29 protein-coding genes and 1 tRNA gene are annotated in these 26,157 nt (G+C 69.3%); 10 read left to right on the top strand and 20 right to left on the bottom strand.

The window, feature by feature from the left end; translation table 11 throughout:
* Positions 1-111 precede the first annotated feature (111 nt).
* Both JOF37_RS15040 and JOF37_RS15035 read right to left on the bottom strand, forming a co-directional pair.
* Positions 112-951, bottom strand: coding sequence for an SDR family oxidoreductase (locus JOF37_RS15040; RefSeq protein WP_245338184.1), 840 nt, complete (start codon positions 949-951; stop codon positions 112-114).
* A gap of 98 nt (positions 952-1,049) precedes the next feature.
* Positions 1,050-1,811: an MBL fold metallo-hydrolase gene (locus JOF37_RS15035; RefSeq protein WP_210007564.1), complete on the bottom strand. Its 762-nt coding sequence runs from the start codon at positions 1,809-1,811 to the stop codon at positions 1,050-1,052.
* Positions 1,812-2,019: 208 nt separating this feature from the next.
* Between JOF37_RS15035 and JOF37_RS15030 the strand changes: the two genes are divergently transcribed.
* Positions 2,020-2,892: a manganese catalase gene (locus tag JOF37_RS15030; protein ID WP_210007563.1), complete on the top strand. Its 873-nt coding sequence runs from the start codon at positions 2,020-2,022 to the stop codon at positions 2,890-2,892.
* A 65-nt stretch (positions 2,893-2,957) separates the two neighbouring features.
* Here JOF37_RS15030 and JOF37_RS15025 read toward each other — a convergent pair whose 3' ends face one another.
* From JOF37_RS15025 to JOF37_RS15015, 3 genes are read right to left on the bottom strand one after another with little or no spacing between them, the layout of a single operon-like run.
* Positions 2,958-3,164: a CDGSH iron-sulfur domain-containing protein gene (locus tag JOF37_RS15025; protein ID WP_210007562.1), complete on the bottom strand. Its 207-nt coding sequence runs from the start codon at positions 3,162-3,164 to the stop codon at positions 2,958-2,960.
* A complete protein-coding gene (locus tag JOF37_RS15020; RefSeq protein ID WP_210007561.1) occupies positions 3,161-4,120 on the bottom strand; it encodes a glycosyltransferase family 2 protein in 960 nt (319 codons plus the stop codon). The genes JOF37_RS15025 and JOF37_RS15020 overlap by 4 nt, the downstream gene beginning before the upstream one ends.
* The gene (locus JOF37_RS15015; protein ID WP_210007560.1) at positions 4,117-5,193 is read right to left on the bottom strand and encodes an iron-containing redox enzyme family protein; all 1,077 of its coding nucleotides are present in this window, start codon (positions 5,191-5,193) and stop codon (positions 4,117-4,119) included. The genes JOF37_RS15020 and JOF37_RS15015 overlap by 4 nt, the downstream gene beginning before the upstream one ends.
* A 211-nt stretch (positions 5,194-5,404) precedes the next feature.
* Here JOF37_RS15015 and JOF37_RS15010 point away from each other — a divergent pair, with 211 nt between their 5' ends.
* Positions 5,405-6,547 (top strand): zinc-dependent alcohol dehydrogenase, encoded by a 1,143-nt coding sequence (locus tag JOF37_RS15010; protein ID WP_210007559.1) that lies wholly within the window; start codon positions 5,405-5,407, stop codon positions 6,545-6,547.
* Positions 6,548-6,577: 30 nt separating this feature from the next.
* The gene (locus tag JOF37_RS15005; RefSeq protein WP_210007842.1) at positions 6,578-7,141 is read left to right on the top strand and encodes a hypothetical protein; all 564 of its coding nucleotides are present in this window, start codon (positions 6,578-6,580) and stop codon (positions 7,139-7,141) included.
* A 35-nt stretch (positions 7,142-7,176) separates the two neighbouring features.
* On the opposite strand, the gene JOF37_RS15000 is transcribed toward JOF37_RS15005, so the two are convergent.
* From JOF37_RS15000 to JOF37_RS14990, 3 genes are all read right to left on the bottom strand, one after another.
* Positions 7,177-8,079 (bottom strand): SDR family NAD(P)-dependent oxidoreductase, encoded by a 903-nt coding sequence (locus tag JOF37_RS15000; RefSeq protein ID WP_210007558.1) that lies wholly within the window; start codon positions 8,077-8,079, stop codon positions 7,177-7,179.
* Between the two features lie 82 nt (positions 8,080-8,161).
* Positions 8,162-8,299, bottom strand: a complete 138-nt coding sequence (locus JOF37_RS14995; RefSeq protein ID WP_210007557.1) for a hypothetical protein — start codon at positions 8,297-8,299, stop codon at positions 8,162-8,164.
* Between the two features lie 143 nt (positions 8,300-8,442).
* Complete coding sequence (locus tag JOF37_RS14990) at positions 8,443-10,251, bottom strand: DEAD/DEAH box helicase (protein WP_210007556.1); 1,809 nt, start codon at positions 10,249-10,251, stop codon at positions 8,443-8,445.
* A 102-nt stretch (positions 10,252-10,353) separates the two neighbouring features.
* Between JOF37_RS14990 and JOF37_RS14985 the strand changes: the two genes are divergently transcribed.
* Together JOF37_RS14985 and JOF37_RS14980 are read left to right on the top strand one after the other, a co-directional pair.
* A complete protein-coding gene (locus JOF37_RS14985; RefSeq protein ID WP_210007555.1) occupies positions 10,354-12,330 on the top strand; it encodes an ABC1 kinase family protein in 1,977 nt (658 codons plus the stop codon).
* A gap of 86 nt (positions 12,331-12,416) precedes the next feature.
* Positions 12,417-12,773 carry a hypothetical protein gene (locus tag JOF37_RS14980; RefSeq protein ID WP_210007554.1) on the top strand — a complete coding sequence of 119 codons (357 nt, stop codon included), beginning with the start codon at positions 12,417-12,419 and terminating at the stop codon, positions 12,771-12,773.
* Positions 12,774-13,190: 417 nt separating this feature from the next.
* Here JOF37_RS14980 and JOF37_RS14975 read toward each other — a convergent pair whose 3' ends face one another.
* Genes JOF37_RS14975 through ribB form a run of 3 tightly spaced genes read right to left on the bottom strand, consistent with a single transcriptional unit; the run spans position 13,191 to position 15,612 of the window.
* A complete protein-coding gene (locus JOF37_RS14975; RefSeq protein ID WP_210007553.1) occupies positions 13,191-13,745 on the bottom strand; it encodes a hypothetical protein in 555 nt (184 codons plus the stop codon).
* Positions 13,742-14,923: a lysophospholipid acyltransferase family protein gene (locus JOF37_RS14970; protein WP_210007552.1), complete on the bottom strand. Its 1,182-nt coding sequence runs from the start codon at positions 14,921-14,923 to the stop codon at positions 13,742-13,744. Before JOF37_RS14970 ends, JOF37_RS14975 begins: the two co-directional genes overlap by 4 nt.
* 41 nt (positions 14,924-14,964) lie before the next feature.
* Positions 14,965-15,612, bottom strand: a complete 648-nt coding sequence (ribB, locus tag JOF37_RS14965; protein ID WP_210007551.1) for a 3,4-dihydroxy-2-butanone-4-phosphate synthase — start codon at positions 15,610-15,612, stop codon at positions 14,965-14,967.
* A 212-nt stretch (positions 15,613-15,824) separates the two neighbouring features.
* Between ribB and JOF37_RS14960 the strand changes: the two genes are divergently transcribed.
* From JOF37_RS14960 to JOF37_RS14950, 3 genes are all read left to right on the top strand, one after another.
* On the top strand, positions 15,825-18,020 hold the full coding sequence (locus JOF37_RS14960; RefSeq protein ID WP_210007550.1) for an MMPL family transporter: 2,196 nt from the start codon (positions 15,825-15,827) through the stop codon (positions 18,018-18,020).
* A 115-nt stretch (positions 18,021-18,135) separates the two neighbouring features.
* On the top strand, positions 18,136-18,663 hold the full coding sequence (locus JOF37_RS14955; RefSeq protein ID WP_210007549.1) for a MarR family winged helix-turn-helix transcriptional regulator: 528 nt from the start codon (positions 18,136-18,138) through the stop codon (positions 18,661-18,663).
* On the top strand, positions 18,660-19,007 hold the full coding sequence (locus tag JOF37_RS14950; RefSeq protein WP_210007548.1) for a LysR family transcriptional regulator: 348 nt from the start codon (positions 18,660-18,662) through the stop codon (positions 19,005-19,007). The genes JOF37_RS14955 and JOF37_RS14950 overlap by 4 nt, the downstream gene beginning before the upstream one ends.
* 3 nt (positions 19,008-19,010) lie before the next feature.
* On the opposite strand, the gene JOF37_RS14945 is transcribed toward JOF37_RS14950, so the two are convergent.
* Positions 19,011-19,601 carry a VanZ family protein gene (locus JOF37_RS14945; RefSeq protein ID WP_210007547.1) on the bottom strand — a complete coding sequence of 197 codons (591 nt, stop codon included), beginning with the start codon at positions 19,599-19,601 and terminating at the stop codon, positions 19,011-19,013.
* A 156-nt stretch (positions 19,602-19,757) separates the two neighbouring features.
* On the opposite strand from JOF37_RS14945, the gene JOF37_RS14940 reads away from it, so the two are divergent.
* Entirely contained in the window at positions 19,758-20,126 is a 369-nt protein-coding gene (locus JOF37_RS14940) for a hypothetical protein (RefSeq protein ID WP_210007546.1), read from the top strand.
* Between the two features lie 42 nt (positions 20,127-20,168).
* On the opposite strand, the gene JOF37_RS14935 is transcribed toward JOF37_RS14940, so the two are convergent.
* From JOF37_RS14935 to JOF37_RS14900, 8 genes are all read right to left on the bottom strand, one after another.
* Entirely contained in the window at positions 20,169-20,690 is a 522-nt protein-coding gene (locus JOF37_RS14935; RefSeq protein ID WP_210007545.1) for a hypothetical protein, read from the bottom strand.
* A gap of 89 nt (positions 20,691-20,779) precedes the next feature.
* A complete protein-coding gene (locus JOF37_RS14930; RefSeq protein WP_210007544.1) occupies positions 20,780-21,235 on the bottom strand; it encodes a DUF805 domain-containing protein in 456 nt (151 codons plus the stop codon).
* 45 nt (positions 21,236-21,280) lie between these two features.
* A complete protein-coding gene (locus JOF37_RS14925) occupies positions 21,281-22,924 on the bottom strand; it encodes an ABC-F family ATP-binding cassette domain-containing protein (protein ID WP_210007543.1) in 1,644 nt (547 codons plus the stop codon).
* Between the two features lie 40 nt (positions 22,925-22,964).
* Positions 22,965-23,192, bottom strand: coding sequence for an RNA-binding S4 domain-containing protein (locus JOF37_RS14920; RefSeq protein ID WP_210007542.1), 228 nt, complete (start codon positions 23,190-23,192; stop codon positions 22,965-22,967).
* Between the two features lie 20 nt (positions 23,193-23,212).
* Positions 23,213-23,764 (bottom strand): LysM peptidoglycan-binding domain-containing protein, encoded by a 552-nt coding sequence (locus tag JOF37_RS14915; RefSeq protein WP_210007541.1) that lies wholly within the window; start codon positions 23,762-23,764, stop codon positions 23,213-23,215.
* Positions 23,765-23,887: 123 nt separating this feature from the next.
* Positions 23,888-24,370, bottom strand: coding sequence for a DUF6650 family protein (locus tag JOF37_RS14910; RefSeq protein ID WP_210007540.1), 483 nt, complete (start codon positions 24,368-24,370; stop codon positions 23,888-23,890).
* Between the two features lie 43 nt (positions 24,371-24,413).
* On the bottom strand, positions 24,414-25,442 hold the full coding sequence (locus tag JOF37_RS14905; RefSeq protein WP_210007539.1) for a restriction endonuclease: 1,029 nt from the start codon (positions 25,440-25,442) through the stop codon (positions 24,414-24,416).
* A 108-nt stretch (positions 25,443-25,550) separates the two neighbouring features.
* A tRNA-Arg gene (locus JOF37_RS14900) sits at positions 25,551-25,622 on the bottom strand.
* Between the two features lie 127 nt (positions 25,623-25,749).
* Between JOF37_RS14900 and JOF37_RS14895 the strand changes: the two genes are divergently transcribed.
* Complete coding sequence (locus tag JOF37_RS14895; RefSeq protein ID WP_210007538.1) at positions 25,750-26,031, top strand: HesB/IscA family protein; 282 nt, start codon at positions 25,750-25,752, stop codon at positions 26,029-26,031.
* Positions 26,032-26,157: the final 126 nt, after the last annotated feature.

The following is a 26,157-nucleotide window of genomic DNA, read 5'->3' as shown; positions in this document are numbered from 1 at the left end:
GGCGGGCCTTCCGGGACGGCGACGGGTGCGATCCATCGTCGGGCCCCGCTCGCCCGTGGCGTGTGAACCACGGGCGAGCGTTCGATGAACGAACGGCGACGGCCGCTGCGCTCAGAGGATGGGCTTGCCGCCGGTGACCGCCAGGCGGGCTCCCGAGATGTACGACGCCTCGTCCGAGGCCAGCAGCACGTAGGCGGGCGCGAGCTCCGCCGGCTGTCCGACGCGTCCGAGCGGGGTCTGCTCGCCGAAGCTCTCGACGGCCTCCTCCGGCAGGGTGGCGGGGATCAGCGGCGTCCAGATCGGTCCCGGCGCGACGCTGTTGGCCCGGATGCCGCGCTCGCCCAGCATCTGCGCGAGCGATGCCGTGATGCTGGCGATCGCCGACTTCGTCGCGGCGTACGGCAGCAGGTTCGGCGACGGCTGGTCGGACTGCACCGAGCTGGAGCCGATGATCGATGCACCGGGTCCGAGGTGGGGAAGCGCCGCCTTGACGATGTGGAAGTACGCGTCGACGTTCGTCGCCCACGTGAAGTCCCACTCCTCGTCGGGGATCTCTTCGAGGGTCTCGCGGTTCATCTGGTAGGCCGCGTTGCTGACGATGATGTCCAGTCCGCCGAGCTCCTCGACGGTGCGGCGCACGACCTCGCGGCAGTGCGCGGGGTCGGAGATGTCGCCGGGGATGAGCACCGCGCGACGCCCGGCTTCTTCGACGAAGCGACGGGCTTCTTCGGCGTCCTCGTGCTCGTTGAGGTAGCTGATCGCGACGTCGGCACCTTCACGGGCGTACGCGAGGGCGACGGCCTTGCCGATGCCGCTGTCGCCTCCGGTGATCAGGGCGCGCTTGCCGGCCAGTCGACCCGAGCCACGGTAGCTGCTCTCGCCGTAGTCCGGCTTGGGCGTCATCTCCTGGTCGGTTCCCGGGACGTTCTGCTGCTGGGGTTCCATGGTCATCCCTTTCTGTCGTGGTCGTTGGGTCCACTCGACCCGGTCTGCGACGCGGCCTCACGGGGCTTGACACCGCCCCGGCGGCGAGGCACCGCGCGGGCGCCTCAGTCGACGCCGCGGGAGCGCGCGATCGTCACGGCCGAGCGGATGCCGCCGTCGTCCCACGCGGCACCGTGACCGGGCAGCACGAGACGGGCGTTCGTCTCCCCCAGCACCAGCAATGACGCGAGCGCTTCCTCGCTGCGGGCCGTGGCGGCCCGGGCGACGGCCCGCGGCCCGGTGCGGCCGGTGTACGGGTCGAGGGTCACGAGCGCATCGCCCGTGAGCAGGATGCCCTGCCGTTCGAGCAGGAACGCGCAGTGACCGTCGGTGTGGCCGGGAGTGAAGATGGGACGGATGCCGCCCGCGAGCGGGATCGTCTCACCGGCGACGATCGTCGGCTCGGCCTGGACGCCCTTCACCCCGAGGGCTCCGCCGGCGACCATGCGCGCGAGGATCGGCAGCGCACTGGGATAGCGGAAGGGGTACGGGAAGCGCGCCGATTCGTGCGCGTAGCGGTACGGATGCCGCACGAGCTCCTCGTCGCCGGCGTGCACCCTCGGCACGAGGTGGTGCTCGTCGACGAGACGGTCGCACATGCCGACGTGGTCGAAGTGACCGTGCGTCAGCAGCAGCGCATCGATGTCGGCGACGCGCGCGCCGATCGACGCGAGAGCCTCTTCGAGCAGCGGCCAGGTGCGCGGCAACCCGGCGTCGACGAGCACGAGCCCGTCGTCCGAGGCGATGAGATAGGCGTTGACGCCGCCGCGCTCGAGCTGGAGCACACCCTCCGCCACTGCGGTCACCCGGGGGCGATGATCGGTCATGGCTTCTCCTTCGGTCGCGCCGATCCTCTGAAGCGGAGCGGCGGAACACCCGGGGGTTGACAGCGGCGCAGGGCCGGTCACGGATGCGCGCGGGCGTGATGGTCGCACCGGAAGGGCGACGCGTCAAGGCCCGTGGCAGGCGTCCGCTGCCCGCCATACGTTCGCGGCGTCGGCGCATTTCGGCGTTCGGCAATCCCCAGGAGGTGACATGTTCTTTCATCGTCAGGAATTGCAGTTCGAAGCCCGCCCTGAGAAGCCGGACGCGATCTTCGCGCGCCGCATGCAGGAGGTGCTCGGCGGTCAGTACGGCGAGATCACCGTTGCGATGCAGTACGGGTTCCAGGCCTGGAACGCCCACATCCCGGGCAAGTACCGCGACCTGCTCTACGGCATCGGCGCAGAGGAGTTCGGCCACGTCGAGATGCTCGCGATCATGATCGCCCAGCTGCTCGAGAAGGCCCCCGCCGAGCAGTCCGAGGCTGCGGCGAAGTCCGACCCGGTGCTCGGGGCCGTGATCGGCGGAATGGACGTGCAGGCCGCGATCGTCGCCGGTGCCGGCGCACGCCCCGTCGACTCCAACGGCAACCCCTGGCAGGGTTCGTACGTCACGGCCAGCGGCAACCTTCTCGCCGACTTCACGGCCAACGCGAACGCGGAGATGCAGGGCCGCGTGCAGGTCGCGCGGATCTACCACATGACCGACGACAAGGGCGTCCGGGACATGCTCTCGTTCCTCCTGGCGCGCGACACGATGCACCAGAACCAGTGGATCCGTGCCGCTCAGGAGCTGCGCGAAGAGGGCGTGGAGGACATTCCCGTGCCGCTGAACTTCCCGCTGTCGAACGAGGCGCGCGAGCACTCGTACAAGTACATCAACTTCTCGGACGGCGCCGCCGCTGCGGAGGGCTCGTGGGCCTCGGGCCCGACGCCGGACGGCAAGGGCGAGTTCACGTACCTCGACGGTCCCGACACGTCGGTTCCCATGCCGCCGCCCACGCAGCCCGACCCCCGGCTCTACGGGACGGACGCGAAGCCGAACATCATCGACAAGGCCGAGGGCGTCATCCGCGACAAGCTCTGAGCGTCGCGGCGTACGACCAGCGGCGGGCGGGGTCTTCGGATCCCGCCCGCTGCGGCGTTCCGGGATCAGTCGGCGGTGAACCCGACGAGCTTGTGCGTGCCGTCGCAGAACGGCTTGATCGCGCTGACTCCGCACCGGCAGAGGGCGACCGTCCGGCGGGTGCACGGGATCGGGTTGCCCGCGTCGTCGCGCAGATCGATCTCGCCGCGCACGATCAGGGGCCCGTCGGGGTACGCCGTGATCCTCGTCGTCTCGCTCTTGCGCTCGGTCATCGTCTCTCCTTCTTCCGCAGTCGCCGCAGGGAGTTCGCCGCTCGTCGCAGCTTCGTTCCGCGGTAGGGCACGCCGCCGCGCAGCCGCCACCACACCGCGATCCAGCTCGTGATCGCCCGCTCGCCTGCCCAGGGCAGCGCCCACAGCGCATCGGTCGCCCCGAAGACCTCCGCTCCGCCGTCGCGGCGTCGCCCCACCTCCGCCGCAGCGACGATCGCGCCCGCAGCGACAGCGAGACCGAACGGATGCCGCCGTGCCAGCGTCACCGCGACCGGTGCGAGCGCGAGCTCCACCAGCAGGCGCTGGGGCTGCGCGAAGCTGTCGTAGGCCTGGCGCACGCGCTGCTCGCCGAAGCGGTGACCGGACGCGGGGTGGCGCCCGACGTAGAGCCCGCGCGCGACGACGACGCGTCCGCCGCGGGCACGGACGGTGCGTTCGAGTTCGAGGTTCTCGAACAGCACGTCGGTGTCGTAGCCGGGGCGCGCGAGCTCGGCCCGCACGCCCACGGTGCCGCTGTAGTCGCCCCCGCACGCGCGGTTGAGGAGCGTCCGGCCGGTGTCCCACCGGGCGTGCCAGGGGCGTCTGGTCCACACGTTCTGCGGCCGCACGACGTCGGCCCGTTCGAGGGCGTCGAGCACCGCGTCGAGCGCGGGCTGGTCGTAGCGCACGTCGTCGTCGGCGATGACGATGCGCGGGTGTCGCGCGACGAGGATCCCCGTCATCGCACCGCGCGCCTTGCCGTTCCTGCCGGGGACGGACGGCGGCATGATCCGCACGGCCGGCCAGTCGCGACGATGCGCTGCGAACAGCTGCGGCGGCGAGCCGTCGACGACGGTGACATCGACGCGTGAGGCGAGCCAGGCGAGGTACTCCCCCAGCTCGACGGCGGCGACGGCCTCCGTCGCGTCATCCCACCGCAGCGGCAGCACGTACTCGGCTGCCTGCCGTACGGTCATGCCGGTGCCGTGACCGGTTGCCGAAGCGAGCTGTGCCCCGCCTCCCAGCTGCCCAGGATGTGGTCGCCCATGAGGTCGTCGAGCGCGAGACACGCGCGTGCGCCGAAGAGGATGTCGGGCATCAGCGCGGGCTCGTCCTCGGCGAGCGCGCCGGCGAGATCGCGTCCGGCGATCTGCTCGTGGACGGCGTCGGCCTCGACGTGCTCGTCGAAATACCAGGTCACGTCGGTCCCGAACCCGTGACGGCGGAATCCGTCGCCGTACGAGCGGTTCGGGATCGACGAGGTCATCTCGAAGGCGGCGAGGTGGCCGATGACCGCCCCGAGCAGCCGGCGGTGCAGACCGAACATCGACATCACGTTGTGGTTGGCGATGACGATCGCCGGAACCTGGTCGATGTAGGCGCCGTAGGTGTCGTCGAGGCCCACGCCGCGCACGGTCCGAGCGAAGATCGCCGCGTGCACCCGCTCGGGGTCGCCCGCGCCGTACTCGTCGGACTGGATCTCGACCAGCGCCGCCTTCGGGCGCCCCGTCAGCCGCGGAATCGCCCACGAGTGCGGGTCGGCTTCACGCAGCGTGTAGACCGTGCGGTGGATCAGGAACTCGCGCAGCTGCTCGAGCGTCGCCTTCTTCGCGACGTAGCGCGACATCCCCGGGCCGGCCGTGGGGGCGGTGAGTTCGAACAGCCAGCGCGCGACGGCATCCCGCTCGGGCGCCGGCGCGTCGGCCACATCGGCGATGCGGCGCACCGCTGCCTCGAGAGCGCGTTCGATGCGCGCCCGCACCGCGAGGAGCGACGGTTCCCACTCCCACGTCGCATCGAGCGCGGCGAGCGAGCCGTAGCTGAGGGCGTACATCAGGAAGAGGCTCAGCTGCAGGTCGTCGTCGTGCAGGATGTCGGACGTCTCGGCGAGCGCGCGGCCGACGATATCGCCCGTGTCGGGCGGGAGGCCCACCGTCACCGGCTCGACGAGCTCACGCATGAGCATGGCGCTGACCGGGCCGCGGGGCGAGAAGGGAAGGGCCTCGCCGATGGCGTGGCCGACGGGAACGGTCTCGGTGGCGGTGCTCATACAACTCCTCGGGGGTACGACGAGACGCTAGGGGCGTGACGCAGCATCCTCCGAGCGCCTTGACCGACGTCGGCGCGGTGTGCAAGCCGGCGCCGTGACGACCGCGCCGAGTGAACGGCACGATAGCCCGCGCATGCGGCCGCGTCCACCCCGTGTGCCACAGCGGACGACGCCCCGCAAGGTATCGGGATCACTGGCAGAGAGGCGATCGATGAAAGCCATGACCTATCGCGGTCCGTACAAAGTGCGGGTTGAGGACAAGCCCGATCCGCGCATCGAGCATCCGCATGACGCGATCATCCGCGTGACCCTCGCGGCGATCTGCGGTTCGGACCTGCACCTGTATCACGGCATGATGCCCGACACCCGCATCGGCCACACGTTCGGCCACGAGTTCATCGGCGTCGTCGAGCAGCTCGGCGGGGCCGTGACCAACCTCGCCGTCGGCGACCGCGTCATGGTGCCGTTCAACATCTACTGCGGCTCGTGCTACTTCTGCGCCCGCGGTCTGTTCTCGAACTGCCACAACGTCAACGCCAACGCGGTCGGCGGCATCTACGGCTATTCGCACACCGCCGGCGGGTATGACGGCGGCCAGGCCGAGCGAGTGCGGGTCCCCTTCGCGGACGTCGGGCCCACCGTCATCCCGGAATGGATGTCGGACGAAGACGCGCTCATGCTGACCGACGCGTATTCGACGGGGTACTTCGGCGCGCAGCTGGGTGACATCGTCGAGGGCGACACGGTCGTGGTCCTGGGAGCAGGTCCGGTCGGTCTCGCAGCGGCGCAGTCGGCGTGGCTCATGGGCGCGGGCCGGGTGATCTCCATCGACCACCTCGACTACCGCCTCGAGAAGGCGCGGACGTTGGCGCACGCCGAGACGGTCAACTTCTCGGAGCACAAGGACATCGTCGTGCAGATGAAGAAGATGACCGACTATCTCGGGGCCGACGTCGTCATCGACGCGGTGGGCGCCGAAGCCGACGGCAACGTCACGCAGCACATCACCTCGGCCAAGCTCAAGCTGCAGGGCGGGTCGCCCATCGCCCTGAACTGGGCCATCGACGGCGCCCGCAAGGGCGGCCGCGTCTCGGTGATCGGTGCATACGGTCCGCTGTTCAGCGCCGTGAAGTTCGGCGACGCGCTCAACAAGGGCCTGACGCTGCGGATGAACCAGGCGCCGGTCAAGCGCCAGTGGCCGCGACTGTTCGAGCACATCCGCGCCGGCTACATCTCCCCCGGCGACCTCGTGACGCACCGCGTCCCGCTCGAGCACATCGCCGAGGGGTACCACATGTTCTCGTCCAAGCTCGATGACTGCGTCAAGACCGTCGTCGTCCCGTCGGAAGGCTGATCCATGAGCTCGAACTCCTCGAACACGCCCATCCCCTACACCGCGAGCGTCCCCCGGCCCGCCCCCGACCGTGCGGCGCTGCGCGCGCGGATCCCCGGCTGGGGCGTCGACCTGGATCCCGCCGACCGCCCCTCGGGCGTCGTCGAGAAGATCGACGACGCGGCGGTCGGACGCGGGATGCCGCCGCGGCAAGCACTCGATTCGGATCGGGAACGCTCGATCGAGCACGCGTTCCTGACGCCCGTGTTCGGTACCGCGCAGCCACTGCACGGTGTATCGGGCCGGATCCGCAAGCTGGCGTACGACCGCTTCAGCGAGGGGCGCGCCGCCCACTGGCTGCTGCTGATCGTGGGCGACCGCGTCGAAGCGATCGGCGCGCACCTGCGGTCGTTCGCGAGCGCGCGTCCCGACAACCCGATCACCGAGACGGGTGTGCTGGCCGAGGCACGGCGGCATCCCATTCGGTCCCGGTTCGGGCGGGGACGCGTCGATCGGCACCACACCTGGCTCGACCCGATCCTCGTCGCCGGGCCGTGGGTGCTCGCCGCGTGGGGTGCGTTCCGCGTGCTGCGCCGCATCGTCTCCCGACGCTGAGCCAGAGGCGGTCGGCGCCCGCGGGCGCCGACCGCTCAGCGGCGCGGCGTCTCGGCGACCGTCGCGGGATCGCCGAGGGGCCGGAGCACCGCGCCGGAGCTCGGCGGTGTGGTCTTGCCGCCGCGAAGCCGGGCGTGAGTCAGGTCGGCCGCGAGCCGGGTCGTCAGGCGCGGAGCGAGCCGCGCACCGATGAGCGAGGCCCGAGCCTTCCACCCGGCGGGCTGCGCGACCTTCGGCGCGACGGCGGCCGACAGCAGCGCATCGACGACCGGTTCCGGTTCGTCCATGAGCGGCATGCGCAGCGCCCGGCCGGCGTGGTTGCCGGCGTGCCGCCAGAACGGCGTGCGCACCGCCCACGGCAGCACCGCGGCCACCGAGACGCCCGGGACCTGCGTCAGCCGCAGCTCCTGCTGCAACGTCCGGGTCAGGCTGAGCACCCCGGCCTTGGTCGCCGCGTACGACGCCTGGTATGCCAGCGGCACGACGCTCTCGACCGACGCCGTGTTCACCAGCACACCCGACCCCTGCGCGATGAAGCGGCGCAGGGCCGTGTGAGCGCCGCGCATCGCCCCCGCGAGGTTGGTCTCGACGACCCGAACGTGCTCGTCGATCGGCGCCTCCCAGAACGGCGCGATCGTGGCGACGCCGGCGTTGTGGATCCAGACGTCGATCTTTCCGAAGAGGGCTTCGGCCTCGTCGGCGAGACGCTCGACGTCACCGGGCCGGGCCACATCGCCGACGACGGCGTGCGCTCTGCCGCCCGCTTCCTCGATCCGCTCGACGAGGCTGGCCAACGCGTCGGCCCGACGCGAGAACACGACGACGTCCGCGCCGAACTGGGCTGCCCGCAGCGCGGTTCCCCGTCCGATGCCGGTCGACGCGCCGACGACCACGACGGTGCGCCCGGACAGATTCGCAAGACGGGAGAGATTGCTCATCCCCGAAGCATCGCGCCGACCGGATGCCCGGCGATGCCCGTTGCGCCCGGTCATCCGAGGCGCTACGGGCACCGCCGACAGGTCAGCGGTCGGTCCGCGCGTCCTCCGCGGCCTCTTCGGCTTCCGCGCCCTCTTCGGGCGACTCGGAGCCGGCGGATGCCGCCGCGTCGTCGCTCTCGTGCTGACCGTCGTCGTCTCGTCCGTGGTGGTCCGCAGTCATGTGCTGCCTCCGATCGCGTCGTGTGATGCCCCGCAGTGGCGGGACGGTCTCCACTGTGCACGCGGAACGGATGCCGCGAACCGGGGTTGCCCCGCGGCGGATGCGTGCGTACCGTCTGCGTCCGCCGCGGGGGTCACACGGCGTCAGTCGCGAGCGTCCGAGCGGTGGCGGGGTTTGCGGGCCGGGCGGTCGTCTCGGTCGTTCGAGCGGTCGTCGCGGTCGAGCCGGTCACGCGGTCGCCGGCTCGGGCCGCCGGTGTCGAGCCGGATCTCGATGGCCTTGCCCGAGATGCGGGTGTCGGCGAGGCGGTCGAGCGTCGACTGGGGCATGTCGGACGGCAGCTCGACGAGCGAGAAGTCCGGACGGATCTGGATCGCGCCGAAGTCGCCGCGGCTCAGTCCACCCTCGTTCGCCAGGGCGCCGACGATCTGACGCGGCTCGACGCGGTGGCGCTTGCCGACCGCGATGCGGTAGGTCGTCATGTTCGGGTTGCTCGCGCGCGGGCGGCGCTCGGGGCGGCCGTCGCGGTCCTCGCGATCGAAGGAACGCGGCGCGCGGTCGTCGCGCGGGGCCCGGGCGCGGGGCTCGGGATCGGGCTCGAGCAGCAGCGGCGTCTCGCCCTGAGCGACCAGCGCGAGCGCGGCGGCGACATCGACCTCGGGCACGTCGTGGTGACGGACGTAGTGGGCGATGATGTCGCGGAAGCGCTCGATGCGGTCGGTCTCTTCCAGCGCGGCCGTGATGCGGTCGTCGAAGCGCGACAGGCGCGTGACGTTGACCTCGTCGACGCTCGGCAGCTGCATCTGCGTCAGCGGCTGGCGGGTGGCGCGCTCGATCGCCGAGACGAGGCCCCGCTCGCGCGGGGTGACGAAGCTGATCGCGTCGCCCGTGCGGCCGGCACGGCCGGTGCGACCGATGCGGTGGACGTACGACTCGGTGTCGGTCGAGATGTCGAAGTTCACGACGTGCGAGATCCGCTCGACGTCGAGGCCGCGCGCGGCGACATCCGTGGCGACGAGGATGTCGAGCTTGCCCGACTTCAGCTGGTTCACCGTGCGCTCGCGCTGCACCTGCGCGACGTCGCCGTTGATGGCGGCGGCGGAGTAGCCGCGGGCGCGCAGCTTCTCGGCGACCTCTTCGGTCGCGCTCTTGGTGCGGGCGAAGACGATCATCGCCTCGAAGTTCTCGACCTCGAGGATGCGGGTGAGCGCGTCGATCTTCTGCTGGTACGACACGATCAGGTAGCGCTGGGTGATCGTCGACGACGTCGTGGTCTTGGAGGCGACCGTGATCTCTTCGGGATCGTTGAGGTACTGCTTCGACATGCGGCGGATCGCCGCGGGCATGGTCGCCGAGAACAGGGCGACCTGCTTGGTGTCGGGGGTGTCGGCGAGGATCGTCTCGACGTCTTCAGCGAAGCCCATCTTCAGCATCTCGTCGGCCTCGTCGAGCACGAGGTACTTCAGCTCCGACAGGTCGAGCGTGCCCTTGTCGAGGTGGTCCATGATGCGGCCGGGCGTGCCGACGATGACGTGCACGCCGCGGCGGAGCGCCGACAGCTGCACGCCGTACCCCTGGCCGCCGTAGACGGGCAGCACGTGCACACCGCGGGTCCGCGAGGCGTACTTCTCGAACGCCTCGCACACCTGCAGGGCGAGCTCACGGGTGGGCGCGAGCACGAGCGCCTGCGTGGTCTTCTGCGTCAGGTCGAGGCGGTCGAGGATCGGCAGCGCGAAGGCCGCGGTCTTGCCGGTACCGGTCTGCGCCAACCCGACGACGTCGCGCCCTTCGAGCAGCGTGGGGATGGTCGCGGCCTGAATGGCCGAGGGGGTCTCGTAGCCGACGTCGGAGAGCGCCTTCAGTACCTGCTCCCCCAGCCCGAGGTCGCGGAAGGTGATGACGGCAGGCTCCTCGGGAGCCTCGACAGCGGTGGGTTCAGCAGAAGTGGACACGCTTCAGGGTAGTCCGCCCATCGCCCGATCGCGCGATCCGCTCGGACACGCCGCGGACTGTGGCCTAGCCTCGGAGGAAGGTCGACGCGCTCGGGGGTTCGGATGCCGGAATGGTTGCTCTTCGCGATCGGAGCGGTGGTCTTCGCCGTCGCGGCCACGTGGCTGGCCAAACGCGCGCTCGAGGCCCGGGTGGGCTGGGTGCGCGGACCGCTCGTCTCGCTGGTGGTGTTCGTCGTCTTCGCGCCGCTCGGCGTCTGGGTGCTGCGCCAAGCGGGCATCATGCGCGGGTCCGGCGTCTTGGTCGACAACCCGATCACCATCGGGTTCGTCCTCCTGGTGCTGGCGTGGATGTTCGCGATCGTGCTGATCGTCCTCATCGCGCTCGAGCTGATGTGGCCCGCCCGCGTTCCCGTCGGGCCCATCCGCGCCATCCGTGGAGCGCTGCACCGTCGGCGACGCGCCATGCGATACGCCCGGATCGTCGCGATCGCGTCGCGTCACGGCCTCGGCGGCATGCGCAGCGAGTCGGCGCGGGCGGAGCTCCCCCGGGCGCTGGCCGCGACCCTCGACGACGCCGGGGTGACCTTCGTCAAGCTCGGGCAGATTCTCTCGACGCGCAGTGACCTGCTGCCCGCAGAGATCACCCGCGCCCTCGCCACGCTGCAGATGGACACGACGCCGATCCCCTGGCCCGAGGCCAAGTCCGCGATCGAGACCCAGCTGGGGCGCCCGCTCGACCTCGTCTTCACCTTCATCGACGAGACGCCGCTCGCGGCGGCATCCGTCGGTCAGGTCCACACCGCGCAGCTGCGGGATGGCACGGATGTCGTGGTGAAGATCCAACGCCCGAAGGCGCGTGCCGAAGTGGCCACCGACCTCGACATCATCGAGCGCGCCGCCGCCGACCTCGAGCGGCGCACGACGTGGGCGAAGGATGTCGGCGCGTCGGCGCTGGCGGCGCAGTTCGCCGTCGCGCTGCGCGAAGAGCTCGACTATCGCGTCGAGGTGGCGAACATGGAGATGCTGCGCGACTCGATGACCGCGGCCGACGCCCGAGCCGTTCGCATCCCCGACGTCTACCCCGAGCTGTGCACCGAGCAGCTCATCGTGATGGAGCACGTGCGCGGCATCCCGTTCAGCCGCCTGCCCGCGCCCGGCGAGCCCGGCTCCGTCGCGCCCGAGGACGCCACGGCCATCGCCGACGCCGTGCTCGACGTCATCGTCGGGCAGGTCGCACTGCGCGGGGTGTTCCACGCCGACCTGCATCCCGGCAACCTCATCCTGCAGCCCGACGGCATCGTCGCGCTGATCGACTTCGGCTCGGTCGGCATCGTCGAGAAGAGCCTGCGCCGGCTGCTGCTGCCGCTGCTCGTGGCCCTGCACAACGAAGACGACTCCGGCGCGACCGACGCCGTGCTGATGCTCGTGAAGCCGCGGTCCGGCAGCGCCGTGGATGTCGCCGCGCTGCAGCACGACATCGGCGTCCTCCTCACGCGGCTGCACAACTCGCGCGCCGATCAGCACCTGTTCTCGGCGCTCATCGACGTGCTGCGACACCACCGGCTCGCGCTGCCGCCGGGGCTGCTGTTGGCGTTCCGCACCCTCGGCGCCGTCGAGGGCACGCTCCGCCGCCTCGACCCCGGCTACGACATGATCAAGCGCGCCCTCTCGCGCGCACCGCACTACGCGCTGCGGATGGGCGATCCGCGCACCGCGGCCCTGAGCGCACAGGTGCAGCTGCAACTCGGCCGAGAGCGGTTGCGCGACCTGCCGCGCCGCGTCGACGGCATCCTGCACGACCTCGAGTCGGGCGAGTTGACCGTTCGCCTGCGCGCCCTCGAATCGCCCGACGACCGCTCGTGGGTCGAGTCGTTGACCGGCCGGCTCACCACGACCGTGGTGGGCGCGACGCTGGTGATCGTCGGCGTGATGCTGGGCGTCGCCGACCACGGCCCGCTTCTCACCGAGACGGTCTCGGTGTTCCCGTTCCTCGGCAGCATCGTCGGACTCGGCGGCCTGCTTCTGCTGCTGCGATCGCTGCGCTCCGCGCTCGTGCGGCGCGAGAGCTCGGGCGGCTGAGTTCGGACGTCCACGAGCCGTAGCGCACACGCCCGCTCCACGCCACCCCCGCCCGAGTGCGCGGAGGCCTCGGGTAAGCCGGACGCATGGACAGAATTCACTACGCGGGCGACTCCGTGGTGACGGGGTCCGACATCGCCCGAGCCCTCCTCGGTTATGCGCAGGCCCTCGCTCACGTCGGCAGCTCGGCAACCGTCGACATTCCCATCGTCAATGCCGACGGAACCGAGGTCCGCTGGGAGGTCCTCGTCGGTCCCGCCAGCCAGATCACCTCGCGCGAGACCGATTGGGATGGCCCCGAGCTTCGCGACGACGTGCTCGTCGCGCGCCTGCGCCGTCAGTCCGAGCAACTGCGCGACCGCGGAACCTCGGCGGCCGTCGCCAGCGAGGACCCGGAGTTCGGCGGAGCGCCCCAGCCCTGGAGCGACTTCGACAACCTCTGACGGCTCGCGGGTCTCAGCGTCGTAGAACTTCCTGACGCAGGCGTGCGAGGCGCCACGACGCGACCGGTCGGAACGCGCGCCTCATGATCGCGAGGCTGGCCCCGGCGTGGGTGAACTCGTGCACGACGATAGTTTCGTGCCCGGGCAAGGAACCGGGCCTCAGATACCAGACGCCTCGCTCTTGCGCCCCCGGCGCAAGAAGCTCGTACCGTACCTCGGCAGCGGAAATAGCCGTGAAACGGATCGAGGCCGGCACAAGGTCGCGAACACGCGTGCGGTATCGAAGGCCGACTGCGGCTGGCCCCGACCCCTCTATCGCTCCGAAGGCGGGATTCCACGAGGCGAGAGCACCCACGTCGGTAAGAACATCGACGATCTCGGCCGCCGACGCTTCAATGACTGTCTGTCCGCCGTATGTCATGCGCTGTGCCGTCCGGTCGTGGCGCCGCCGGCTCGCACGAAGGCGAGATAGTCAACGAGCTCGCGTTCGATGCGACTGCGGCTGATCCCGGGCGCCAGGAGCGCGAACGTGACCTGGCCCGGGGCGAGCGGCTCGTCGATCGCCGTGTCGAGCACGACGGCAGGCCTGAGCAGAGCCGGCAACGCGTCCCATCGCTCTGCCTGTTCACGGAGGAAGGCCGTCCCGCGCGCGCACACCAGCTCGGGAAGCCAGTCGAAATGGTCCACCCTGAGTTCGACGACATCGGAGCCTTCAGAGCTCGTGGCACCCGACGGCACCTCGCTTACAAACGCGTCCGCGGTGATCGGTCGACCATCCGAGACGACGAGCAAGCAGCCGCCTCGCTCGCGGTGCCGTTCGACAGCTGCGACCTCCTCGGCATTCGGCCAGTGCTCCGCGAGGGTCCATTGGTTACCGCCGGTGCGAGCCCACCGGATACGGGACCCATCGTCGAACACCACCGCGACATCGCCGAGCACGGTCATCGGACCGCTCCGCAGGGCCGCAGTCACGCGAGCACCCCAGCCTGCGAGGGGTCGACGACGTCCGCCAGCGTCACGAGCTGCAGACGGGCGCGCGCCGCGCGTGCTTCCGCCCGGGAGCCCGCCACCGCGGGCGTGTCGGCGATCCGCTGCAGCGTCGCCTGTGCGGCTTCCACGCGCCCGTCCGCCAACTGCACCTCGGCCAAACCTGCTAGAGCCCGCGTGTCACCCCCAGGGGCGGTTCGCGCGCTCAGAGCGAACAATCGTTCAGCCAGGGCAGGATCACCGCCGAGCACCGCCGGCATAGCCAGGTGCCAGCGCGCGAGCAGGTAGTTCGCAAGCGAGTTCGCGGGGTCGGCTCGCAGTACACGCTCCAAGCGGCGCCGCACCGACAGCGCCGGCAGAGCTCGGAGCGGCGCAGGGCGACGCAGAATCGCCAAGCCGCGCAGCCGCGCACGTTGGACCTCGAGGTCGACCGACCGAACACCCGACGACGACAGCAACCGCAGCACGAAACGGAGACGACGCTCGTCCGCGACGGCCAGCCGTCCCTCGGGGTCTAGCGCGGCAGTCACGAGATCGTCGACCGCACCTGTTGTGGCCGGGCCGTCCGCGGCGCGACATCCGGTCGAAAGGAGGCCGATGATGGCTGCCCTTGTGTCCGCTGACAACTGCTGCGCGGCGTGCTGCTTGCCTTTGCTCATGTCCGGCAGGATCGGTTCACCGAACGACACGCGGACGCGCCCCCCGCGGCGAAAGCGGCGGCTGCCCTTCGGCAGCACGGACTCAGTTCCGGTCAGTGCCACCGGGATGACCGGAACGCCGGCTGTCAACGCGAACCGGAAAGCTCCTGCTTGGAACGGGAGCATCTCATCGGCGACGTTGCGAGTGCCCTCGGGGTAGACGCACAGCACTTCGTCGGCGGCGAAGACCGTTTGGATCGCGCGAAGGGTTGCCGGGCTGGGCCGGTGCCGATCCACCGGGATGCCGTACCAGGCTTTCGTCCACACGCGGGATAGAGCACCCTCGAAGCTTTCCTGCTTCGTCAGGAACCACACCGGCCTGCCCACCGCCGCCCCGACCAGCAGCTCCATGACGAAGTGGTCGAAGTAGCTGCGGTGATTCGGGACAAGCACGAACGATCCGGTCGCCGGCAGGTGGTGCAGCCCATCGATCCCGGCGAGGTGCGTGCGCAGCTGCCGGCGCACGATGGCTCCCGAGATCCGACGCACGACCACTTCGCTGCGCATCAGCGCGCTCCGTTGAGGATGTGACGGCGGATCAGATCGATGCTCGTCATGACGAGCCCGTGATGGTCCGCGAACGAGCGCAGGGCATCACGCCGGAGCATTTCGCCGTCCTCGCCGATGATCTCGACGATGACGCCGGCCGGCGTGCATCCCGCCAGCCGCGCGATGTCGACCGACGCCTCGGTGTGACCAGTGCGAGTGAGAACTCCCCCTTCGCGCGCGATGAGCGGAAAGACGTGACCGGGACGCTGAAGGTCGCTAGCGGTGCCGGAGAGAGCCAGACTGATCGTCGTCGCACGTTCGCCCGCCGAGATGCCCGTCGTCACGCCGCACGCCGGGGTTCCGTCGATCGACACCGTGAAGGCGGTACCCATGTGGTCCTCGTTGCGCGGCACCATGGGAGGAAGTTCGAGTTCCGCGGCGCGGGCGGCCGGCAGTGCCAGGCACACCAGTCCCCGTCCGTGCGTGATCATGAAGTTGATGACGCCCGCGGTCGCGTGGTCGGCCGCCACAACGAGATCGCCTTCGTTCTCGCGATCCTCGTCGTCGACGACCACCACCATCTCGCCGCGTGCGATGGCGGCGATGGCGTCAACAGCGGGGTCGAGAACGGTCCCCGTAGCGATGTGTTCGATCTGGATGGTCATGGTATCCCCCTTGCGAAACCGTCTGCGAGACGGTGATCAATTTGATGACGTCGCATATATTGCCCCAGCATGCGTGTCGTGTAGATCGAAGTTATGGTCACCTCCGCCGGAGGCGCAAGCATCGACTAGACGCGACCTCTGATGTTCATCTGCCGCAATCTGCTGTATACATGTCACAACACGGATGACACAGCATTCAGATCGGGGAACTCATGAAAGCCATCACCGCGCTCGCGATCCGACGACCACGTACCGTTCTCATCGCTTGGGCGTTGCTCTTCGTGGTGGGCGCGCTGCTCGCTCTTCGCCTGGACGGCGTCCTGAGTGGCGGCGGGTTCACCAACCCACGGGCCGAGGCGCTGCTGGCGCAGGAGACTATTGAGGAGACGTTCGACGAGGCACCGAATCAGCTGGTCATCGTGGTGGATGCCGACGCCCCACTCACGCCGAGTGATGTCGCACGCGCGGCCGACCTGACGACCGACGCCGGGGCCGAGACCATCACCACCCCGTTCGATCAGCCCGAGCTCGGATCGGATGATGGCCGCACCATGGCGATCATCGCCGGGTTTACCCAGGACAGCACGACGGTGCAGAACATCGTCCCGAAGCTGCAGGCCGCGCTCGACGAATCCGACATCGCCGGTGAGGCCTTCGTCACCGGACAGCCGGCGCTCGACTATCAGTTGAACGCGCACTCAAAGGCGGACGCACTACGCGCCGAGATCATCGTGTTCCCGGTGCTGATCGTGGTCCTGCTGTTCGTCTTCGGTTCGGTCGTGGCCACGCTGCTCCCGCTGCTGGTGGCGGGGTCGGCGCTGATGATCTCGCTCGGATTCGGAACCCTCGCGACGGGCGTGACAGAGATCTCGAACCTCTACTCCAACATCGTGTCGATGATCGGCCTCGCAGTCGCCGTCGACTACTCGCTGTTCATCATCAAACGATTCCGCGAAGAACTCGCCGCGGGCCGCAGCACGCCCGACGCGATCACCGCGACCATGTCCACCGCCGGCCATTCCGTGCTCTTCAGCGGCATCGCCGTCGCGCTCGCTCTGTCAGCGCTCTTCGTCCCGCGCGTCATGGCGCTCACGAGCATCGCATTGGGCGGGGTCGTCGTCTCGCTCGTCGCCCTCGGCGTCACGATGCTCGTCCTGCCGGCGGGGCTCGCCCTGCTCGGCCCGCGCATCGACGCCGGCCGCATCCCCCTCCTGCGCCGTCGGCGGACACCCGGCCCGGGGCGGACCATCGTGACCTCGCGCATTCGTCGTCCCGGCCTGGTCGGAGCAGCCGGCGTGGCCGTGCTCGCCCTCGCAGCGATTCCCGTCTTCGGGCTGTCGCTGCAATCCCCGGTCGCAAGCGCGACGGTGCTGCCGTCCGACGACCCCGCGCGGCAAGGGCTCGAACTGCTCGAGCGGAACATCGGACAGGAGGGACTGTTCCCCGTCGACGTGATCGTGACGTTCCCCCCGGGCACCGAGCCGGCGGATGCGCTCGTGGCTACGGCGACGGCGAGCTCGTGGGTCGCTGACCGAGCCGGCGCCGACTCAGTGCTCGACGCGGCATCTTTCGCGCCGGTCGGCAGTCCGGCGGCGACCGCGCTCGAAGCGGGTGAGACTCCCCCGCAGCTGCAGCGCCTGTGGCACGCCGATGACGCGGGCATCGCAGTGCGGCTGCTGGCGACGACTGCCGACGGACCGGACTCCGTCAGCGCCCACGCCCTCGTCAGCGACATCCGTTCCGGCCTCGCGGATCAGCTCCCCGACGGCGCGCGAGTGGCGGTCACCGGCGCGACCGCGCAAGGGCTCGACTTCGACGAGACCATCATCGAGAGCATCCCGCTCATCGCCGCGATCGTCCTCACGCTGACGTTCCTGATGCTCGCCTTCGCGTGGCGGTCGGTGATCCTGCCGGCGCTTGCCCTCGTCTTCAACCTGCTCGTCGTCGGCGCGAGCCTGGGCGTATTGACCCTGCTGCAGGGCTGGATGAGCGACGATCCGCTGAACTCGGTCACGCCGGTGTTGCTGTTCGCCGTCATGTTCGGACTCAGCATGGACTACATGGTGATCATCATGTCGCGCATGCGCGAGCTGTACCGGGCGGGCATGCCGTTCGAGCAGTCCGTCCTGCAGGGCGCGGCGCGCACGCGGGCGATGATCAACAGCGCCGCGCTGATCATGATCGCGGTGTTCCTGTCGTTCACGACGGCGCAGATCAGTATCGTCCGCGAGATCGGCATCGGCTTGGCGGTCGCGGTCGCCCTGGATGCCGTCGTCATCCGGATGCTGGTGATGCCGAGCATCCTTCGCGCCCTCGGCCCGCGTTCGTTCGGACGCCGCGCTGAGTCGGTCGCACCTCCGGCGGCCGCTGAGGTCGGTGCGTCGACGCCTGCGCCCGTGCTCACCTGACCCCGGAGCCGAGCGGACCGGCCGTACCCCTCGGTACGCGGCGGTCCGCTCGGTAGTTGCTGACACAATGGGCGCACACCCTCCGCCCCACCGCTCCCGAACGGCTGGAACCCGCATGACCGATACCGCCACCTCGACGACGACCGACCCGCGCGCATCGGGCCTGGCACCCTTCGAGCTGCGCTATCTCGTGCTGGCCGCGCAGCGCGAGGGCAACCGCGCTCTCAGCCGGCAGCTCGCGCCGCTCGGGCTGACGTCGTCGCAGTTCGAGATCGTTCTCGTGCTCGACTCGTACGGACCCATCACGCTCAAGGAGCTCGGCGGCCTCATCGTCTGTGAGACGGGCAGCCCGAGTCGCATCGTCGACACGCTCGTGCGTCGCGGTTTCGTCGAACGGGCGACGCACCCGACCGACCGCCGCGCTGTCGCGCTGCAGCTGACGGCGGCGGGCAAGGCTCTCGTCCCGCAGCTGCGCGAGATCGACCGCGCCGTCGACGACGGCGCGCACACACAGCTCGACCCGGACGACCTTGCCGGCCTGGCCCGTGCCCTGCGCCACTACCTGGCCGGCAGCGAGTACGGCGCCGTGCTCGATCGCCGCTTCGGCGCCGACCGACCCACACTGCAGGACGGTGACTCATGAAGACCCGCGACCTCGTGCACTTCGTCGCCGCCGCCGAGACACTGCACTTCCCGCGCGCCGCGGAACGTCTCGGCATCTCGCTTCCCGCGCTGTACTCGTCGATCGAGCGGCTCGAGGACGAGGTGGGGCACCCGCTGTTCGCGAAGGACGGCAGCAAACCGCGACTCACCCCGGCCGGCACCCTGCTGCTCGCCGATGCGCGCGCCGAGATCGCCGACGTGCCGCAGCGCGACCCGAAGCAGAAGCCCACCGGCAGCGGAAAGGCCAAGGCATCGAAGGGTGCCGGCCGCGCGCCCATCGTCAAGGGACAGCCGAAGCCTTACAAGAAGCGTCAGGGCCGCTGACCCTCAGCCGCGGACGACGTCCGGTTCCAGGGGACTCTGCTGCGGGCGGCGGCTCCAGCGGAACCGGTCGATCAGCCGCGCGAGAACGGGGACCCGCGCGAGCAGCAGAAGCAGACCGTAGCCCAAAGCGCCGCCGGCGACGTTCGAGAGCAGGTCGTTGATGTCGGCGATGTGCCCGCCCGCGAAGAACGCCTGCGCACCGAGCTGCAGCGACTCGACCGTCAGACTCGTGATGGCAGCCGCCACGATCACCTTCCACCAGCTCGGCCGGGCGAGCAGGAGCGGGATGAGGATGCCGAGCGGCACGAAGACCAGCGCGTTCATCAGCGCGTCGTCGATCTCGTAGTCGACGAAGGGCAGCAGTGCCAGGCCCGGCGTCCACGGCGCTCCGGAGTCCGGCTTGTCGAGGAAGATCGGGAAGATCGTGTTGCCCACGATGCCCGCGGCGTAGACGGCGACCGCCGCGGCCACCGCCGCCCGCGGCAGCGAGAAGATGCGGCGGATCAGCAGCACGATCAGCAGCACGGCGAAGACCGCGATGCCGAAGGGACCGACGACAGGGAGAGCCGGCACTTCGCCGAACGGGTTGTTCATCGCACCCGACGCTACCGTGAGGCCGGGCGCTGCTCGGGTGGTCGCCTTCGCTCACCCGGACATACGCGAAATCCGTCGGCTCGGCTAGGGGCTCTTTCGAGGGCACCGCCGGTGCGAGAGTGGCGACGTTCCGCCTTACGACCGAACGGAGCCGCCATGGCTGACGAAAACACCCCCGGTGCGACGAACGACGAGCAGAGCGCGTCCGCCACCGAGACCCCGAAGTCCGAGAAGGGCCTCACCCGCGCAGCATCCCGTGCCGTCCATGGTGTGGCGGATGCCGGCAAGGGCGTCATTCACAAGGCGCAGGATGTCGCGAAGAACGCCATCCCCAACGCGGTCCCCGACGTCGCAGACAAGATCGTGGATGCCGCCGCCGGCTTCGCCACCGCCCGCATCGACGCCAACACGAAGATCGCCGACCGCGTACTGACCGTCTCGCGGGGCACCGGCAAGGCCGTGCGCCTCGCCGCCGTCATCTCGGCGGTCGCCATCGCCGCGGTGCTGATCAGCCGACGCGGATAACGCGTCAGCGGGCCCTCACCGCGCGACGCCGATCGCAGACGATCAATCCTCGACTGCTGCGCGACGGTTGAGAGGGCTGCGCTCATCTGCCCATGAGTTCAGGAGGTCGGCGATGCTCGTGGTTCGCCTGCCACTGCAGATGGACTCCGGAAGGGAAGCGGCGCGCCCACCGCGCAGCTCGATCTCGAGCATGCGAAGACCGAAGTTCGTCCAACCGTCCGATCCCGCGAAACCGTTCCACCATCCGGCGTAGGGGACGTCTACAAAGGCGTGGACTTCGCGGAGAGCGATGCGGCTGGATCGAACGTATCCAGTGATGAGCAGGACATCGTCCTCGCCGAGAGCTGCTCGCACTCGGAATGCGAGCATGACGCTGATCACGCTGGGGACGCCCACCACGATGAGCCCCGTCATGTCACGATCCGCCATGACCGGCACCGATGATGCCGCGAGCATGACGAGCGCAACGATCGAGCTGATCACTCTCGGCACGCGCCCGACCGCGCGCAGCGCACGCCGAACCTCTCGCAGCGCATCATCTGCGGACGCTTCATTGCGCTGCATGATGCGTACCTCGGTCCGGTCCTCGACGAGATCTCGAGACCTCGACGCCAGAGTAGACGAAACTCCCCGACCCCACCCGACGCGGAGCGTCACCTCGCGACGTCGAAGCGATTCGCGCCGGGGACGCCCTTCATCGCGAGGAGGATTGCGAGGGCGATCCATCCGATGATCGGCAGGAAGACGAGGAAGAACCACGCACCCGTGCGGTTCGTGTCGTGCAGGCGACGCCAGGTCACCGCCAGCAGCGGCAGCAGCGTGACGAGGGAGAACAGGACCACAACGGCTTCGGGGACGTCCTGCACGACGCGCGTATCGATCAGACGCCACTCACCGGTGACGAGCCCGTTGATCGCCATGACCGCATACGGGAACAGCAGGATCACGAGCGTCGGCCACCAGAACTCCGAGCGGCTCCCGCGGCCCCGGAACGTCGCATAGTTCTGGAGAAAGCGCCGAATCGCTGCCGGGAACGAAGCCCCCTCGAAGGGCTGCGTCAGCGGCGGTTCGGCGAGACGGCTCGGTCGGGATGTCGCGTCACTCGTCATCCCGCGAGCCTAGGGGCGTACCGGCAACCCCGCCAGCCTCGCGGCTCAGCTCTCGGTGACCCGACCATCCTCAACGTGCCAGCGGCGGTTGGTGCTGACGGCATCCAGCATCCGCCGGTCGTGGGTGACGAGCAGCAGCGTGCCGTCGTACGACTCGAGGGCCTGCTCGAGCTGTTCGATGGCGGGCAGGTCGAGGTGGTTCGTCGGCTCGTCGAGGACGAGGACGTTCACGCCCCGCGCCTGCAGCAGGGCGAGGCCGGCGCGGGTGCGCTCCCCCGGCGACAGCTCGCCCACCGGACGCAGAACGTGGTCGGCCTTGAGCCCGAACTTCGCGAGCAGCGTCCGCACCTCACCCGACGCCATCTCGGGCGCGAGCGCTTCGAAGGCGTCGGCGAGCGGCGTCGATCCGACCAGCAGAGAACGCGCTTGATCGATCTCGCCGATGCTCACGCTCGAGCCGATGCTGGCGCTTCCCTCGTCGGGCTGCTGCCGTCCGAGGATCGTTCGCAGCAGCGTGGACTTGCCCGCCCCGTTGGGCCCGGTGATGCCGATGCGGTCGCCGGCGTTGATCTGCAGCGACACGGGTCCGAGCGTGAACGAGCCCTGCCGGACCACGGCGCCGTTAAGCGTCGACACGACGGAGCTCGACCGCGGCGCGGCGCCGATCGTGAACTCGAGCTGCCACTCCTTACGGGGCTCCTCGACCTCTTCGAGCCGGGCGATGCGGCTTTCCATCTGACGCACCTTCTGCGCCTGCTTCTCGCTCGACTCCGTCGCGGCCTTGCGGCGGATCTTGTCGTTGTCGGGATTCTTCTTCATCGCGTTGCGGACGCCCTGGCTCGACCACTCGCGCTGCACGCGGGCCCGAGCGACGAGGTCGGCCTTCTTGCCCGCGAACTCGTCGTACTTCTCGCGCGCATGACGCCGCACAGTCGCCCGCTCTTCGAGGTAGGCGTCGTAGCCGCCGCCGTAGATGCGGTGCGAGTTCTGCGCGAGGTCGAGCTCGAGCACGCGCGTCACGCTGCGCGCGAGGAACTCGCGGTCGTGGCTGACCAGCACGACTCCCCCGCGCAGCCCGCGCACGAACGCTTCGAGGCGCTCGAGCCCGTCGAGGTCGAGGTCGTTCGTGGGCTCGTCGAGCAGCACGATGTCGAAGCGCGAGAGCAGCAGCGCCGCGAGACCGACGCGCGCCGCCTGCCCACCCGAGAGGGAGGTCATATGGATGCCGTCGGCGTCGAGCTCCAGCCCGAGGTCGGCGAGCACGATCGGCAGGCGCTCGTCGAGGTCGGCAGCACCGCTCGCGAGCCAGCGATCGAGCGCGGTGGCGTACCGGTCGTCAGCGCCGGGGATGGAGGGATCACCGAGGTCGGATGCCGCGGCATCCATCTCGACCGTCGCCTCCGCGCATCCCGTGCGGCGGGCGATGTACGCGGCCACGGTCTCGCCTTCGACGCGCTCGTGCTCCTGCGGCAGCCAGCCGACGAAGGCGTCGGCGGGAGCGAGGCTGACGGTGCCCGCCTGTGGCGCGTCACGCCCGGCGAGGATGCGGAGCAGCGTGGACTTGCCGGCGCCGTTGGCGCCGACGACACCGACGACGTCACCCGGGCTGACGGTGAGATCGAGGCCGTCGAAGAGAGTGCGGTGGCCGTATCCGCCGGCGAGGCCCTGAGCGACGAGAGTTGCGGTCACCCGGACGATTCTTCCATCTGGCGGCCGTGGCGTCGGATGTCTAAGGGCGGACGCGGACGGTGCGGCCCTCGTGGCTGACGACGTCATCGACCTGCAGCTGACGACCCCGCCGCCGCTCGACCTCGCCGTTGACCGTCACGTAGCCGTCGATGATGGCCTCCTTGACGTCGCCGCCCGAGTCGAGCAGGCCCGCGAACTTCATGAACTGGCCGAGGCGGATGCCGTCGCTCCCGATCGAGACGTCGGTGATCCGGGGTGCTTTGGCCATGCGGAGATGTTAGCCGAGCGCTAGGGGCGGAGGATCAGGATCTCGCCCGGCTGGAGCTCCGGCTCAGAGAATGACTTGTCGTTGTACGACAACATCGCGATGTAGTCGAGGCAGAAGCGGTCCTCAATGCCGTACCCGGTGTCGCCGGACGCCACGGTGTAGGTCGCGATCTCACCCTCATCGTCAAGCCCGACCTCTCCGGACGCGTAGGCCGTCGGGCCGAGGTCCGTCATCGCTCCAGACAGCCGAGCCGCGGGATTCCATGCATCGTACGGAGTGACGATCGCCCACGTCGGGCAGTCGCCCGGTCCTTTCGCGGCGATGCTGACACCACCGCCGACGTCTTGATACCCGACCATGCCACCCTCGGCGTCGACGGGCGACGTCGTTTCGGCGCCACGGTCCCGTGATGGGCTCTCCGTCGCGACGGCCTCTGGGGCACGGCCGTCTGCCATCTCGGGACCAAGCGCAACCGAATTAGCGAGCGATGCGACTGCCGGCATTGCCAGCGCGACGAGACCGGCGACCGCCAAACCGGAAACGCCGAGCAAGAAACCTTCGCGCCTATTCACTGCTGTGAGGCTATCGGCATCGGGAGTCAAGAGGAGAGCACCGACTGATCAGCTTCTCAAGCGGACTCGTCGGATGCTGCCCTGCGGATCCCTTACTGAGAGCGACCATCCTCATCGCATTTGTCAGCGCGACGCTCCGCCCCCCGGCTCGAGCGCGCGCACGCCCCGACGAGCAGCCGCGATCCTCCGTATATCGTCCATCAACGCGGCGCGCAGCTCGACGACGTGGAGTGCGTAAGCATCCGGCTCCCACTCGGCCGCATCCAGGTATTCGTTGCACGCTTGCGTCATGCGCTTCAGCGGTTCCCGAAGTTTCGCATTGAACCGCACGCCACGCCGCGCCTGTCGGATCTCGTTGCGGGCAGAGATGACGCTCCGATTCGCGCGCGCATAGTCTTCGCTCGCTCGGGCGCCGGGAATCAATCCGGGGCCCGTGTCGAACGCGCGTCGGTGATGGAGATCGTCAATCAGATCGTTCAACGACCGAAGCTCTTGGCGTCGCACTGAGATCACGTAGGTGATGGCAGCGATCAAGACAGTTAGGACGGCGCCGAGCGCCGCGCCGATGACAGCCACGAGAACGTCTGGCCAGAAGGTTTCCCACACCCTCGGATCCTGTCAGGTCAGTGCCCGTATCAGAATCCTCTCGTCAAAGATCGGCACTGTCCGAAACCACCAGAACGCGCGTGAGGGGTATGAGCGCTCGGCGCTTCTCAGGAAGCTTGTCGTAGTTCTCCAGCACAAGACCGACAACATCCTCGCCAGAGAGCAACCGCAACCCCGTGCGCTGACGCTCGATAGACCGTGCGTCTTTCGTGTACGTACCGAGCGTGACGAAGATGGACAGCTCACCCGGCCCCTGGGCCCCGGCAAGCTGCTGCACCTCAGGTGCCGAGATCGTCCCCGTGTGGTGCTTGCACTGCACTTTGATCTGCGGGGGCTCGACGCCCAGCGGGTCGCGGTGCGCGATAACGTCAACGCCACCATCCTGCGAGTACTGAGTCACTCGCGCCTGGTAGCCGAGTGCGCGCAGCAACTCGGCGGTAAATTCTTCGAAGTCTTGATGCGAGAGGCGGCGGTGCAGGGTCTCCAGCACGAAGTCCCTGGTATGCCGGTCGATGCGTGAAGCGCGGGGCTCATCGCCCGCGGCATCGTCCTCGGACGATCGGTCAGCAGCCGCGTCGACGGCGCGTGTGAGCCCGTCGATACTGTCATCTTCGCTTCGAAGCGCGGTCATGAACTCGTCTACGTGCCGACGCACTCGAAAGACCGTTAGCACCGACCCGATCTCGAAGAGAGCGGGTTGGGTGAAGACTGTTCGAGGTAGCCCGGTCTTAATCCAATCGACGCGTCGCCGGTGTCGGTGGGTCGGCGCGTCCGGCGCGAAGTAGTAGTCACTCGAAATCAGCCCGAGATTGATGGTCGAGTCGGGCTTGTATGGCGCCACGACAAGGTCACCGACGTTCATCTCGTCGCGGAATCGAAGCAGAACGCCCGCACGAGCCGCGATCGACCCCGGCTTCGCATCAGGATGCTGCTCCGCGAGCGCGCGTTTCAACCCCTGGCGTCCGTCTCGAATCCCCCGCAGATCGGGCTGGTCATCCCAGCCGATGCTGATGAACCCGTCTTCCACGAGTTCAGTGGTGAGCGAGTCGTTGTGGATCCCCCATACGTTCACCTGATCAAACCTACGACCTCGCCGGCGCCTCTTCGCGACCCCTCCGGCGCAGATGAGCGGATCCCTAAGTCGGCCGCTCGCTCCGCGGACAGCTTCGCGCTAAGAATGTGCCCCTGGAGGGATTCGAACCCCCGACCCGCTCCTTAGGACGGAGTGGCTCTTCCACTGAGCTACAGAGGCTAGGCACCTCCGAGTCTAAGCGTCCTCGACCTTCCGAATCCCCTGGGAGTCATCGCCTGCGTTTGCGTCGCGCCGGGATTCTCGGAATCGTGGCCGGTTCCGCAGCAATCCACGGAAGGAGAGCTTCATGCTCACGCTCACCGAGAACGCCGCCACCGCGGTGAAGAACCTCACCGCTCAGATCCCCGCCGAGGCCGGTGGTGTCCGCATCGCCGACACCGGCTCCCCCGAGACCGGCTTCGCGCTCTCCCTCGCCGAGGCACCGCAGAGCGAGGATGCCGTTGTCGAGGCCGACGGTGCCCGCGTGTTCGTCGACCCGGCCGCAGCGCTCGCGCTCGACGAGAGCGTCCTCGACGCGCAGGTCGACGGCGAAGGCGCGATCAGCTTCGCGCTCGGCGTCCGCGCCTGACGCCAGCAGTCTTCGAGAGCCCCGGCACCCGCTCGAGCGCGGTGGCCGGGGCCTTCGTCTGCTCGGCCCGTGCGCGCCGAGAACCGCCGACACAGCCGGAGCGTTCGTGCGGTGGCCCTCCGCACG

Source organism: Microbacterium imperiale (genome assembly GCF_017876655.1).
Taxonomy (GTDB): domain Bacteria; phylum Actinomycetota; class Actinomycetes; order Actinomycetales; family Microbacteriaceae; genus Microbacterium; species Microbacterium imperiale.
The sequence above is the reverse complement of the archived record's forward strand: the minus strand, read 5'-3'. Positions and strand labels throughout refer to the sequence as shown.